This window comes from Paraburkholderia guartelaensis (assembly GCF_004353905.1).
GTDB classification, from domain to species: Bacteria; Pseudomonadota; Gammaproteobacteria; order Burkholderiales; family Burkholderiaceae; genus Paraburkholderia; species Paraburkholderia guartelaensis.
On the sequence record NZ_SMOD01000016.1, the window covers coordinates 57,688 to 71,045 of the forward strand.

The following is a 13,358-nucleotide window of genomic DNA, read 5'->3' on the forward strand; positions in this document are numbered from 1 at the left end:
GCGCTCAAACGCGACGCTCAAATGCGCGACGCTCAAAAACGGTCTCGCCGCCGCGCACCACGCGTGCACAGAGCGGACGGCCGATCCAGTAAGCCAGTTCCGCGAGCGACTGCACCGTCCACACGGCAAAGTCAGCGGGACGACCTGCGGCGAGCGTGCCGTGACGCTCTGCGTCGCCGAAAGCCTGTGCGGCATGCCGCGTCACGCCCTGCAACACTTCGGGCACGGTCATGCGGAACAGCGTGGTCGCCATGTTCATCATGAGCAGCAGCGAGGTGGCCGGCGACGTGCCCGGATTGCTGTCGGTGGAAATGGCGATCGGCACCTCGTAGCGCCGCAGCAAGTCGAGCGGCGGAAGCTGCGTTTCGCGGATGAAGTAGTACGCGCCCGGCAGCAGTACCGCCACGGTGCCCGCCTCTTTCATGGCGGCGACGCCCGCTTCGTCGAGAAACTCCAGATGGTCGGCGGACAACGCGCCGTAGCGCGCCGCGAGCGCCGCGCCGCCGCTATTGGAAAGCTGCTCGGCGTGCATCTTGACTGCGAGGTTGCGCCGCGCGGCCGCTTCGAACACGCGCTCGCTCTGTGCAAGCGAAAAGCCGATTCGTTCGCAGAACACATCGACGGCGTCCACCAAACCCTCATCGGCGAGCGCGGGAAGCATGCGCTCGCACACTTCGTCGATATAGTCGTCGGCGCGGCCCGCGAACTCGGGCGGCAACGCATGAGCGCCGAGAAACGTCGTCCGCACCGTGACCGGATAACGCTCGCCAAGCTGACGCGCAACGCGCAGCATCTTGCGCTCGCTCGCCAGATCGAGGCCATAGCCCGATTTGATTTCGACTGCCGTTACGCCCTCGGCGAGCAACGCTTCGAGGCGAGTTGCCGACTGCGCGAACAGCGCAGCTTCGTCGGCGGCGCGCGTGGCGCGCACCGTCGAGACGATGCCTCCGCCCTGCCGCGCGATCTCTTCGTAGCTCACGCCCGCAAGACGCTGCGCGAATTCATCGGCGCGCTGACCGCCGTAGACGAGATGCGTGTGGCAATCCACAAGACCGGGCGTGACCCAGGCGCCGCCCAGGTCCTCACTCGCCCACTCGGTGAAATGCGCGGGCAATTCGGCAGCGGCGCCAAGCCACACGATCTTGCCGTCTTCCACGGCAATCGCCGCGTTCTCGACGACTTGGCCCGGATCGCCATGCGGGCACAGGTTGAGGTTTTGCCAGAGTGTGCGTTTCATCAGGTATGCAAAGCATCGTGCGATGCCGTTTCCGTAGTGTCTTGCCGTGGCGCCTCCAGCACGTCGAGCGCCACGGCGAGCAAGGCGCCCGCGCCGCGCGTGTCGATGTGCAAGGGGCGTTGCGCATCGAGCGTATCGATGCGCAGCGTGTCGCCCGCTTCGAGGCGCACGTGGCGTTCGTTATCCACGCGCACGTCCTGCGCGCCTTGCGCACAGTAGAGCAATACCGTTTGCGCATGCATGCTGCGCCGCTCGTTTGCGCGCCACACGTCGAGCGTGCCGCGCGCTGCATCGCGGCGCACCATCAGGTTGAAGTCGCGCGTGGCGCCGTTCACGAGGCGCGCGTCGATCGCGGCTTCCCCCGCGAAATGCGCGACGTCGAGAGGCTGCGTAAGCACATGCGTGCGGCCCGCTTCGTTGAGCAGCATGCCCGCGCCTTCGAGCAGCACCAGCGTGCGATCGACGCCCTCGAAACGCGAGAACGGCCCCGCCTGCGCGACATCGGCCACGCTCACGCGCCACGCGAACGCGTCGAGTGACGCACCGGCATGCGATGTCACGTGCGCCACCGCGATTTCGCGCGTGACGCCGCCGCCGTTCTTCCACGGCGACGCCACGAGCGCCGCGCCACGCAGCAGTGTGAGCCTGGCGGCCTGCACCGCGCCGCCTACCGCTTTCACGCCGCTCATCGGCCGAGCATCGGCAGCTTGAGACCCGCCTCGCGCGCGGTTTGCTGCGCGAGTTCGTAGCCGGCATCGGCATGGCGCATCACGCCCGTGGCCGGGTCGTTGAGCAGCACGCGGCCCAGACGCTCGTGCGCCGCCTGCGTGCCGTCCGCCACGATCACCACGCCCGAGTGCTGCGAGAAGCCCATGCCCACGCCACCGCCATGGTGCAGCGAGACCCACGACGCGCCGCCCGCCGTGTTCAGCAGTGCATTGAGCAGCGGCCAGTCGCTCACCGCGTCCGAGCCGTCCTTCATCGATTCCGTTTCGCGGTTCGGGCTCGCCACCGAGCCGGTGTCGAGGTGGTCGCGGCCGATCACGATCGGCGCCTTCAGCTCGCCGTTCTTGACCATTTCGTTGAACGCCTGGCCCAGACGGTAGCGATCCTTCACGCCCACCCAGCAGATACGCGCGGGCAAGCCCTGGAACGCGATGCGCTCGCGCGCCATGTCGAGCCAGTTGTGCAGGTGCGGATCGTCGGGGATCAGCTCCTTGACCTTGGCATCCGTCTTGTAGATGTCCTCCGGATCGCCCGAGAGCGCCACCCAGCGGAACGGCCCCTTGCCCTCGCAGAACAGCGGACGGATATACGCCGGCACGAAGCCCGGGAAATCGAACGCGTTTTCCACGCCCATCTCGAGCGCCATCTGGCGGATGTTGTTGCCGTAGTCGAGCGTGGCCGCCCCGCGCTCCTGCAGCGTGAGCATCGCGCGCACCTGGTGCGCCATCGACTCCTTCGCCACCTTCACGATGGATTCGGGCGCGACCTTCTGCGCTTCGCGCCACTGCTCGACCGTCCAATCCTGCGGCAGGTAGCCGTTGATCGGGTCGTGAGCGCTCGTCTGGTCGGTCACGCAGTCAGGCGTGATGCCGCGCTTCACGAACTCGGCGAACACGTCGGCGGCATTGCCGAGCAGGCCCACCGAAACCGGCTTGCCCGTCTTCTTCGCTTCCTCGATGATGGCCAGCGCCTCGTCGATGGTCTTCGCCTTGCGGTCCACGTAGCGCGTCTTCAGGCGGAAGTCGATGCGCGTCTCGTCGCATTCCACGGCGATCATCGAGAAGCCCGCCATCGTCGCCGCGAGCGGCTGCGCACCGCCCATGCCGCCCAGGCCGCCCGTGAGGATCCAGCGGCCCTTCGGGTCGCCGTTGAAGTGCTGGTTCGCGACCGAATAGAACGTCTCGTAGGTGCCCTGCACGATGCCCTGCGAGCCGATGTAGATCCAGCTGCCCGCCGTCATCTGGCCGTACATCATGAGGCCCTTGCGGTCCAGTTCGTGGAAGTGTTCCCACGTGGCCCAGTGCGGCACGAGGTTCGAGTTCGCGAGCAGCACGCGCGGGGCGTCGGCATGCGTGCGGAACACGCCGACCGGCTTGCCGGACTGGATCAGCAGCGTTTCGTCCTCGTTCAGGTCCTTGAGCGACGCGAGGATCTGGTCGAAGCACTCCCAGTTGCGCGCGGCGCGGCCAATGCCGCCATACACCACGAGCGCATGCGGATGCTCGGCGACTTCGGGGTCCAGATTATTCTGGAGCATCCGGTAGGCGGCTTCCGCCAGCCAGGTCTTGCAGACCTTCTCGCTGCCGCGCGGCGCGCGGATCGTGCGGGTCGGGTCGAGGCGGGGATCGGTGAAGTTCGGGTGGTTCATGGCGTTTATTCGAATCCGTCGAGTCTGGGTAGCAAGCTGAAGGGCTGCGCCCGCGGAGATGCAATGAGCGCTGCAACGTGGGCTAAGTCTAACGCCGCCAAGTTGTATATACAACTCGTTTCGATCAAACACGGGTTAGTAGTTACCCTGGAGAAAATCGCGGGAATTGGCTCGTGGGAGCGAGAAACTGGCAGGCGAGCCGTGAAAGCTTTGTCTAGACAAGATGTCTGCAAACAGCCCGACACGGTGCATGGTCTGTAGACGCGGCCAGACCGCCCGCGCAAACGAAAGTGGCGGGCTTGAGCAGGTAGGGATCAGGAGGGACGGAGCGCTTGAGCGTCCGGTGGACTGCAGTTCAGCAAGACTGCAGGAAGTGAGCGGCCTCGCCGCCCAAGTTCAAACGGTGCCCGCCAGATGAAAGCGCGAAGCCGGATGCCACAGGCGCACGGAAGTCGCCACATGACGCCCCACCCACGTGCGCCGCAGCAACAGCAGGCATGGCTCGCCGATTTCCATCTCCAGATACTGCCGCACGCGCGCGTCGGGCTTCTGCGCATAGATGCGGAACTCGGCGCGCTGGATCGGCGCGAGGCGCACCATGTAGTGATTCGGCGTTTCGACGGTGAAGTCCTGGGCGAGGTACTCGGGGAACACCTCGGGGTTCACGTAGCGGTCCTCGTACTGGATCGGCTCGCCCTCCTCGCTGTGCACGATGCGCGAGTGGAACACCGGCCCGGCGTCGAGTTCGAGCGCGGCGATCGCATTCGGATCGTCGCTCGCCTCCAGCCCCAGCACGCGCGCCGCATGCCGATGGCCGCGCGCGGCGATTTCGTCGGCGATATTGCGGATCTGCAGCACCGTCGATTCGTACTGGCGCGGCGCCACGTAAGTGCCCGAGCCGCGCACGCGGTTCAGTACGCCTTCGGCCATCAGTTCGCGCAGCGCGCGCGACACCGTCATGCGCGCCACGCCGAATTCTTTCACCAGCTCCGTTTCGGAAGGCACCACGTCGCCGGGCCGCAGGGCGCCACTTTCGATCTGCGCGAGCACATGGCGCTTGATCTGTTCATAGGCGGGCAACGGGGCACTGCGGACCGTCTTCTTTTGCATGGTCTCGATCTTCGAATGAACGGGAGGTCGCCGCAGCGATGGCCGCCGGGCGCGGCGCGGGCTTGCAGCTTCAGGCGGCCACATTGTACCGCCCCTTAAAGTGGCTCCTACGCTGGCTCCGCCACGAGCGCGGGCTGCCAGCGCGCGAGCACCACGCAGGCGCGCACGCCCCGCCCGTCGGCGCCCGGACTCAGACTCACCGCGCCGCGATGGGACTGCGCGATCTCGCGCACGATCGCAAGACCGAGCCCGGTGCCTTCCGTCTCGGCCGCGGCGCGGAAGAAAGGCTCGAAAACGCGCGCACGCGCTTCCGCGGGAATGCCGCGTCCGTCGTCGAGCACTTCGAGCGCGACCGTCTCGCCGCTCGCCCGCACCGACACCGTGACGTGCCCGCCAGCCGGCGTGTAGCGCAGCGCGTTATCCACGAGATTGCTGACCATCGCGCGCAACAGTTCGCGATGCCCCTGCACCACCGCCTCGCCCGCCTCGCGAGGCAGCTCCGCGCCGAGATCGATGCCCCGCGTCTGCGCGAGCAGCGCGAGCGCCTCGACCACTTCGCGAGCGAGCCGCGCCATGTCGACGGGCGCGGCCGGCAACTGCGCCGGGTCGAGCGCCTCAGCCTGCGCGAGCAGCAGCAACTGGTTCGTGAGCGCGACCATCGAGCGGTTGCTCACATGCATGGCCGCCAGCACTTCATCGAGCGCGGGATCGACGGCTTTTTGCTGGCGCGCGTATTGCAATTGCGTGCCGAGCAGCGTGAGCGGCGTACGCAGCTGGTGCGCGGCATCGGCGATGAAGCGTCGCTGCGCCGCCGTCTGCGCCGAAAGGCGCGCAATGCATTGATTGATTGCGTCAACGACGGGCCGCAGTTCGACATGCAGCCCTTCGGCACGAATTGGTTCGAGGTGCGAAGGATCGCGGTCCGCCACGTCGTTCTTGAGCTTCATGAGCGGACGCAGCTCGAACGTGAGACCGATGCAGGCAAGCGCCACGGCCAGCATGACCATGCCGATCTGGCGATAAAGCTGGGGACGCCAGAGCGCCTCCACCATCGCGTCGCGCGAGCGCTCGGTCTTGCCGACCGATATGCGCACGCGCGAGATGTGGCCATTGTCGTACATGGAGCGCACCACGCTCACGGCGCGCACAGCCTGGCCGCGCAGCTCGGCGTCGTACGCCACGGGCGAATCGACGGAGGGCGCCGAAGCCGCATGCGGAAAATCGGGCATGCCCGCGAGCAGCGAGCCGCCCTCCACGTGCACGTTGTAGAACACCTGGTCCTGCTGCGGCGAGGCGAAGAGCTCGAGCGCCGCGGGTGGTACGTCGGCGCGCAGCGCACCGTCGGCCCATTGCACGGAACCGGCGATCATGCGCGCGGATGAAAGCAGCCGGCCGTCCTGCACCAGATCGGCAGTTTGGCGCGTAGCGCGATACTCGGAGGTCGCCGTAAAACTCACGTAGAGCGCGAGCGGCACGAGCATCCACCACAGCAGGCGAACACGCAGGCTACCCGTCATGACGGCACGCGCAAGTCTTCATAGCGTTTCATCCTTCCTGCGCAGCAAATACCCCAGGCCGCGCAGTGTCACGATCACGGCCGAGCTGCCCTCGAGCTTCTTGCGCAGCCGCGAGACGTAGATTTCGATGGCGTCCTCGCTGGGTTCGTCGGCGAGCGTGAAGATCGCATCGACGAGCGCGGCCTTCGAAACGGTCTGGCCGAGGCGCAGCGCCAGCGTTTCGAGCACCGTGCGCTCGCGCGGCGTGACGTTCAGCGGCGCGCCCTTCAGCGTGAACTGGCGCGTGTTGAGGTCGAACACGAGGTCCCCGCAGCCGATTTCGTTCGCACGCGCGGGCGTTTGCCGGCGAATCAGCACCTTGATGCGCGCCACCAGTTCGCGCACCTCGAAGGGCTTGACGAGATAGTCGTCGGCGCCGGCGCCGAGCAGCTCCACCTTTTCGTCGATCGAGCCGCTTGCCGTGAGCACCATCACGGGCGTCGCGTCGCCACGCTGGCGCAGCCGCCGCAGGACGTTCTTGCCCGAGAGCTTTGGCAAATTGAGGTCCAGCAGCACCACATCGTAGTGATTGGACTGCAGCAACTGGTCGGCGGCTTCGCCGTCCTGCACGGCGTCGAAGGCGAACGCCTGCTCCTCCAGCGTCTTGACGAGCCAGTGTGCAAGCGTCGGATTGTCTTCGATCAGCAGCAACTTCATGGGCGGGTACGGGCAAAGGCGAAGGCCGTTTCAGGGGAATCGATTGTGCCGTTGCCGGCGCGCCGCCGCCCTGCGGGTTAACACGGACGATTTTGCATGACGCCCGAAGGCTGGCAGAAGGCTTACGGTTTTTATAATCGGCTCCATCCACCAAAAAGCGCCGCATGCACGGCGCACCACCTTCAGGAGACTCCACGATGCCTACCTTGCGCCAGATCGCCGCCGTATCGAGTGTCGCGTTCGCCCTCGCCGCCGGTTCCACGGCTGCCCACGCGGAAAAGATCACGATCATGGTTGGCGGCGCAACCAAGATCATCTATCTCCCGGCCAAGCTGACCGAACAGCTCGGCTACTTCAAGGACGAAGGCCTCGACGTCGAACTGCAGTCGCAGCCGGCCGGCGTGGACGCGGAGAACGAACTGCTCGCGGGTGCGGTGCAAGGCGTGGTGGGCTTCTACGATCACACCATCGACCTGCAGAGCAAGGGCAAGGAAGTGCAGACGCTCGTGGTCTTCGGCCAGGTGCCGGGCGAAGTGGAAATGGTGTCGAACGCGGCGGCAGGCACGGTCAAGAGCATGGCCGACGTGAAGGGCAAGACGCTCGGTGTGACGGGCCTCGGCTCCTCCACGAGCTTCCTCACGCAGTACCTCGCGCAGCGCTCGGGCGTGCCCTCCAACCAGTACACGCTGCTGCCGGTGGGCGCGGACAACACCTTCATCGCCGCGATCAAGCAGAACCGCATCGACGCGGGCATGACCACGGAGCCTACCGTCTCGCGTCTGCTGCAAACCGGCGACGCCAAGGTGCTCGTCGACATGCGCACGCTCGAAGGCACGCGCGCGGCGCTCGGCGGCACCTACCCCGCTTCGAGCTTTTACGTGCAGCGCGCCTGGGCGCAGTCGCACAAGGACGAAGCGACGAAGCTCGCGCACGCGTTCTCGCGCACGCTCAACTTCATCGCCACGCATAGCGCCGACGAGATCGCCGCGAAGATGCCGAAGGACTACTACGGCAACAACAAGGATCTCTACGTGGCCGCGCTGAAGTCCTCGCTGCCGATGTTCACGAAGGATGGCCGCATGCCCGCCGACGGCCCGGATACGGTGCTCAAGGTGCTCTCGGCGTTCAACCCTTCGGTGAAGGGCAAGCACATCGACCTCGCGAAGACTTACTCGAACGACTATCTGCCGGCTACGACCGCCACGGCGTCGAAGTAAACAACGCAATCGGCCCCACGTTCAGCCCACTGAAATAATGACTTCCTCCCATTCCCAAGGCACGCCGGCCATCGAGCTGCGCAACGTTTCGTGCCGCTTCATTTCACCGGACGGCAAGGCGACCGTCGCCCTGCGCGACTTCAGCATGTCGGTCGCGCGCGGCGAGTTCGTCGCGATCGTCGGGCCCACGGGCTGCGGCAAGTCCACCACGCTCAGCATGATCACGGGCCTGCTCAAACCCACCACGGGCGAAGTGCGCGTGATGGGCGCGCCCGTGAACGGCATCGATCCGCGCATCGGCTTCGTGTTCCAGGCCGACGCCGTGTTCCCGTGGCGCTCGGTGCTCGACAACGTGGCGGCCGGTCCGCTCTATCGCGGCCGCTCGAAATCGGCGGCCTACGACGAAGCCAACGAATGGCTGCGCCGCGTGGGCCTCGCCAACTTCGGCAAGCACTATCCGCATCAGCTGTCGGGCGGCATGCGAAAGCGCGTGGCGCTTGCGCAGACGTTCATCAACAAGCCCGAAATCCTGCTGATGGACGAGCCGTTCTCGGCGCTCGACATGCAAACGCGCACGCTCATGCAGGACGAGCTGCTGCAGCTGTGGGGCGGCACGGGCTCGGTGGTATTCGTCACGCACGACCTCGAAGAAGCCATTGCGCTAGCCGACCGCGTGTTCGTGCTCACCGCGCGCCCGGCCACGCTCAAGAAGGTCTACGAGATCGATCTGCCGCGCCCGCGCGTGACATCCGAAATCCGCTACGCGCCGCACTTCGTCGAACTGTCGCGCCAGATCTGGCACGACCTGCGCGAAGAAGTGCAGATCGCCTAACACCGGAGCCGTTCACTATGTCCACCCCGCAACAAACCCTGCCGCAAGGCCTCGATACCGCCTCGCTCGACGCCGTCGAGCGCGCCGCGCAAAAGCGCATTCGTCAGCGCAATCTGCTCGTCATTTCGCTGCGTATTCTCGTGCTCGTCGTCGTGCTCGGCGGCTGGGAACTCGCCGCGCGCCTCAAATGGATCGACCCGTTCTTCTTCTCGATGCCCACGGCCATCTTTGATCAGATCATTGACTGGTTCGTGAACGGCACATCGCAGGGGCCGCTGCTCACGCAGGTCTGGGTCACGCTGGAAGAAACGGGCCTCGGCTTCATCATCGGCTCGGTGGCCGGCGTGTTCTGCGGCATCGTGCTTGGCCGCAACAAGCTGCTCTCCGACGTGTTCAGCCTCTACATCAAGATTGCCAACTCGATTCCGCGCGTGGTGCTCGGCTCGGTGTTCGTGATCGCGCTGGGGCTCGGCATGGCGTCGAAAGTGGCGCTCGCCGTGGTGATGGTGTTCTTCGTCGTGTTCGCCAATGCATTCCAGGGCGTGCGCGAGGCGGACCGCTACATGATCGCCAATGCCCAGATCCTCGGCGCATCGCGCCGCCAGGTGACGACCTCGGTCGTGATTCCCTCAGCGCTTTCGTGGATTCTCGCGAGCCTGCATGTGAGCTTCGGCTTCGCGCTGGTCGGCGCCGTGGTGGGTGAATTCCTGGGTTCGAAGCAAGGCATCGGTTTGCTGATCTCGACGGCACAGGGCGCGTTCAACGCGAGCGGCGTGTTCGCCGCCATGATCGTCCTCGCCGTGGTCGCGCTGGCCGCCGACTATGTGCTTACCGCGCTCGAGCATCGTTTGCTCAAGTGGCGGCCCACGCCTTCGAACTGATTCAGTCAGCTTCCCCTGTCCGGACCGCGTAAGACGCGAGAGCTTGCCTGGTCCGTGATCCGCGGCGCACTGCCAGTGCGCCGCGTTTTTTTTTGCGCTTGCGCTATGCTGCGCGAGCCGTTACTTCGGCTGCTCGACCGTACGCAGATACGGCTTGAGTGTCTTGAAGCCCTGCGGATACTTCTGCTTCGCCGCATCGTCGGAAACCGAAGTCGGGATGATGACGTCGTCGCCCGGCTTCCAGTTCACCGGCGTCGCCACCGTGTGCTTCGCCGTGAGCTGCAGCGAATCGAGCAGGCGCAGTACTTCGTCGAAATTGCGGCCCGAGCTCATCGGGTAGACGAATGTCGCCTTCACCTTCTTGTCCGGTCCGATCAGGAACACCGCGCGTATCGTGGCGTTGTCGGCCGCCGTGCGCGGGCTGGCGCCGCTCGCGTTCGGGTGAATCATGTCGTAGAGCTTCGCGACGTGCAGGTCCGGGTCGCCAATCATCGGATAGTTGACGGCGCTGCCCTGCGTTTCCTCGATGTCCTTGGCCCACTTCGCATGGTCGGTCACCGGGTCGATGCTCAAACCGATGATCTTCGTATTGCGCTTGTCGAACTCCGGCTTGAGCTTCGCCATATAGCCGAGTTCCGTCGTGCAGACGGGCGTGAAGTCTTTCGGATGCGAGAAAAGGATGGCCCAGTGATCGCCAATCCATTCGTGAAAATGGATCGTGCCTTCGGTGGTCTCCGCGGTGAAATCCGGTGCTTCTTCTCCTAGACGAATCGTCATCTTCAGTCTCCTGAATGCGGTGATTTACAGCTCGTGAGGGGTCTGTGCGCGCGCGAAAGTGGCTCCCGCTTCTGCATTTTAGGTAGTCCGCGTGACGCTTATGAAATTTCTTGCATATTTCATTCTCATTACAAGTACCATACATTTAACCATCATTGCACGCTAAAAACCTGCATCGGCACGCTATCCCAGCCTTGACATCCACTTGGCATGAAGCGAATAATGCGTCGTTCGATAATCGAAACCGTGTTCGAATTGCGAACACGAGAACAACAATAACGGGCTGGCCGTCTTGCCGTGCAAATGCGTGCGTGCAAGGCGTGATATGAACCCGCTGCGCCGGGGCGGCATCGCCTCTCGCTGATGGAGGAGCCGCACCTGCCTCCCCGCCCACCACTCGCCTGGCTCGCCAGCCGCACGGTGCCGGGACCGCCTGCAAGCAACGCCTCTTGTCCGCTCCGGCCAGCCAGTAGCTACACGCTATAGCGCAAAGAGCATGAAAAGAGACCTCCAGACTGAAACGCGCGACTCCCGCCAGGGTGTCGTCGCCGCCCTCGTGTATGTTTTCGAGCGGGTCATGCCCGACCCCTTCGTTCTGTCCATCTGCCTCACCTTCTTCGTCGCTGTGCTCGCGCTCGCCATCGCGCCGCACGGCAATATCCCCACGCTGCTCAGCTCCTGGTACGAAGGCACGTTCGGCATTCTCGGCTTCGCGCTGCAGATGATCCTGATCCTCGCCACGGGCTACGCCATTGCAGAAGCGCCCGTGATCCAGCGCGTGCTGCGCGCGCTCGCCGCCAAGGCGCAAACGCCGGCGCGCGCCGCGCTGCTGGTGTTTCCGGTGGTCGCCGTCGCTGCGTGGCTGAACTGGGGCCTGGGCCTGATCGTGGGTGCGCTGCTTTCGCGCGAGATCGCAAAGCGCGTGAACGTGGATTTCGCATGGCTCGTGGCGGGCAGCTATTCGGCATGGTCGATCTGCAACAGCGGGCTCTCCAGCTCGATCGCTCTTTCGCAGGCCTCGCCTGGCAACGCGCTCAATCTCGTGGAAAAGGCGACCGGCCACGTGATTCCGCTCAGCCAGACCGTATTCGCGCCGTTCGTCTTCATCCCCACCGTGCTCGTGGTGGTCGTGATGACGTTCATCTTCATCCGCATGCATCCGAAGCCCGAGCACGTGGCGCCGTTCAGCCAGGCGGCCGAAGCCGAAGCGAACGACGCCGGCGCCAGCGACGACCCGCATGCGCGCGTCGGCAACGGCACGCCTTCGTTCGCGTCGCGCCTCGAGCAGTCGATGCTCGGCACGCTGCTGCTGATCGTGCTCGGCGCAGGCTATCTTGCGATGGAATGGAGCGAAAAGGGTTTCGATCTCGACATCAACACGACGATCCTGATCTTCCTGCTGATCGGCCTCGCGCTTCAACGCACGCCGATCGCCTACGCGAACGCCATTCGTCGCGCCGCGCGCCAGACCGGCTCCATGCTGCTTCAGTACCCCGTGTACGGCGGCATCATGGGCGTGATGAAGGGCACGGGCCTCGCCTCGATGATCGCCAAGGCCTTCGTCACGATCGCCACGCCGCTTTCGCTGCCGCTCTGGAGCTATCTGAGCTCGCTCATCATCACACTGCTCGTACCGAGCGCGGGCGGCCACTGGGCCGTGCAAGGGCCGTTCGTGCTGCCCGCCGCGCTGAGCCTGCACGCCTCCGTGCCGCGCACTGCCATGGGCGTGGCGATGGCGGAGAACGTCTCGAACATGCTGCAGCCGTTCTGGGCGGTGCCGATCGTCGCGATCGCGGGCATCCGCATCCAGCGCGTGATGGGCTATACCGCCGTGACGTTCGCCGTGTCGCTCGTGATCTACGCCGTCGCGCTCTGGCTCGTGCCCTGAGCGTCTAGCGGTTCCGCCACGAAGGAAGGCGCTGCGCCGGCCGCTTTTTAGCGGTTCGGGCAGCGCCTTTTTCATTCGGCGCTGCCTCGCCGCCCTGGCCGCGCGGCTCGCGAAGATCGGCGACAATGGGCAAGCCTCGATGGCGGCCCGCCGCCCCGAATCGATACGCGATCCGCACCAGGAGACTCTCATGACCGCCAGCGCGCCGCCTTCCCCGCCCTCATCGTCTTCGTCCGGCTCCGGCGAAGACGGCGGCGAGCTCGATCCGCGTTTCGTCGAGTTCGCGCGCCAGGTGTTCGACACTGCGCGCCGCGGCGAAGCCAACACGCTCGCCACGCTCATCGAACAGGGCCTGCCGCCGAACCTGCGCAACGAAAAAGGCGACAGCCTCGTGATGCTCGCGAGCTATCACGGCCACGCCGCCGCCGTGCGCACGCTCGTGCAGCACGGCGCCGATCCCAACCTGCGCAACGACAACGGCCAAACGCCGATCGCGGGCGCAGCCTTCAAGGGCTACGCCGACGTGGTCAGCACCCTGCTGGAGAACGGCGCCGACGTGGAAGGCGCCTCGCCAGACGGCCGCACGGCGCTGATGATCGCCGCCATGTTCAACCGCTCCGACATCGTCGACCTGCTGCTCGCGCGCGGCGCGAACCCGGCGGCGCACGACACCGCGGGCAACACCGCCCTCGACGTGGCGAACGCGATGGGCGCGGTGGACACGGCCGCCCAGCTCGCCGGAAAAAGCGGCGGCGGCAAGGACGCGTAACTCGCGTCGTTCAAGGGGCCTAATCGAGCGCCCCAAAGGCGGCGGCAGGAAGCAGGCACG

12 protein-coding genes are annotated in these 13,358 nt (G+C 65.5%); 5 read left to right on the plus strand and 7 right to left on the minus strand.

Going from position 1 to position 13,358, the window contains the following annotated elements; genetic code table 11:
• Positions 1-4: 4 nt before the first annotated feature.
• From hutI to E1N52_RS21575, 6 genes are all read right to left on the minus strand, one after another.
• Positions 5-1,237 (minus strand): imidazolonepropionase, encoded by a 1,233-nt coding sequence (gene hutI, locus E1N52_RS21550; RefSeq protein WP_133184753.1) that lies wholly within the window; start codon positions 1,235-1,237, stop codon positions 5-7.
• The gene (locus E1N52_RS21555; protein ID WP_133184754.1) at positions 1,237-1,926 is read right to left on the minus strand and encodes a HutD/Ves family protein; all 690 of its coding nucleotides are present in this window, start codon (positions 1,924-1,926) and stop codon (positions 1,237-1,239) included. Before E1N52_RS21555 ends, hutI begins: the two co-directional genes overlap by 1 nt.
• Positions 1,923-3,611: a urocanate hydratase gene (hutU, locus tag E1N52_RS21560; RefSeq protein WP_133184755.1), complete on the minus strand. Its 1,689-nt coding sequence runs from the start codon at positions 3,609-3,611 to the stop codon at positions 1,923-1,925. Before hutU ends, E1N52_RS21555 begins: the two co-directional genes overlap by 4 nt.
• A 396-nt stretch (positions 3,612-4,007) precedes the next feature.
• A complete protein-coding gene (gene hutC, locus E1N52_RS21565) occupies positions 4,008-4,721 on the minus strand; it encodes a histidine utilization transcriptional repressor HutC (protein ID WP_133184756.1) in 714 nt (237 codons plus the stop codon).
• Positions 4,722-4,828: 107 nt separating this feature from the next.
• Positions 4,829-6,238, minus strand: a complete 1,410-nt coding sequence (locus E1N52_RS21570; RefSeq protein WP_133184757.1) for a sensor histidine kinase — start codon at positions 6,236-6,238, stop codon at positions 4,829-4,831.
• Positions 6,239-6,256: 18 nt separating this feature from the next.
• Complete coding sequence (locus tag E1N52_RS21575; RefSeq protein ID WP_028205085.1) at positions 6,257-6,934, minus strand: response regulator; 678 nt, start codon at positions 6,932-6,934, stop codon at positions 6,257-6,259.
• Between the two features lie 197 nt (positions 6,935-7,131).
• On the opposite strand from E1N52_RS21575, the gene E1N52_RS21580 reads away from it, so the two are divergent.
• The 3 genes from E1N52_RS21580 to E1N52_RS21590 are packed head-to-tail and all read left to right on the plus strand — an operon-like array spanning position 7,132 to position 9,864.
• On the plus strand, positions 7,132-8,151 hold the full coding sequence (locus tag E1N52_RS21580) for an ABC transporter substrate-binding protein (protein WP_133184758.1): 1,020 nt from the start codon (positions 7,132-7,134) through the stop codon (positions 8,149-8,151).
• A 37-nt stretch (positions 8,152-8,188) separates the two neighbouring features.
• On the plus strand, positions 8,189-8,983 hold the full coding sequence (locus tag E1N52_RS21585) for an ABC transporter ATP-binding protein (RefSeq protein WP_069269299.1): 795 nt from the start codon (positions 8,189-8,191) through the stop codon (positions 8,981-8,983).
• 17 nt (positions 8,984-9,000) lie between these two features.
• Positions 9,001-9,864, plus strand: coding sequence for an ABC transporter permease (locus E1N52_RS21590; RefSeq protein WP_133184759.1), 864 nt, complete (start codon positions 9,001-9,003; stop codon positions 9,862-9,864).
• Positions 9,865-9,984: 120 nt separating this feature from the next.
• Here E1N52_RS21590 and E1N52_RS21595 read toward each other — a convergent pair whose 3' ends face one another.
• Entirely contained in the window at positions 9,985-10,641 is a 657-nt protein-coding gene (locus E1N52_RS21595) for a peroxiredoxin (RefSeq protein ID WP_133184760.1), read from the minus strand.
• A gap of 496 nt (positions 10,642-11,137) precedes the next feature.
• Here E1N52_RS21595 and E1N52_RS21600 point away from each other — a divergent pair, with 496 nt between their 5' ends.
• Both E1N52_RS21600 and E1N52_RS21605 read left to right on the plus strand, forming a co-directional pair.
• Complete coding sequence (locus E1N52_RS21600; RefSeq protein ID WP_133184761.1) at positions 11,138-12,529, plus strand: short-chain fatty acid transporter; 1,392 nt, start codon at positions 11,138-11,140, stop codon at positions 12,527-12,529.
• A gap of 190 nt (positions 12,530-12,719) precedes the next feature.
• Positions 12,720-13,298, plus strand: a complete 579-nt coding sequence (locus E1N52_RS21605; RefSeq protein ID WP_133184762.1) for an ankyrin repeat domain-containing protein — start codon at positions 12,720-12,722, stop codon at positions 13,296-13,298.
• Positions 13,299-13,358: the final 60 nt, after the last annotated feature.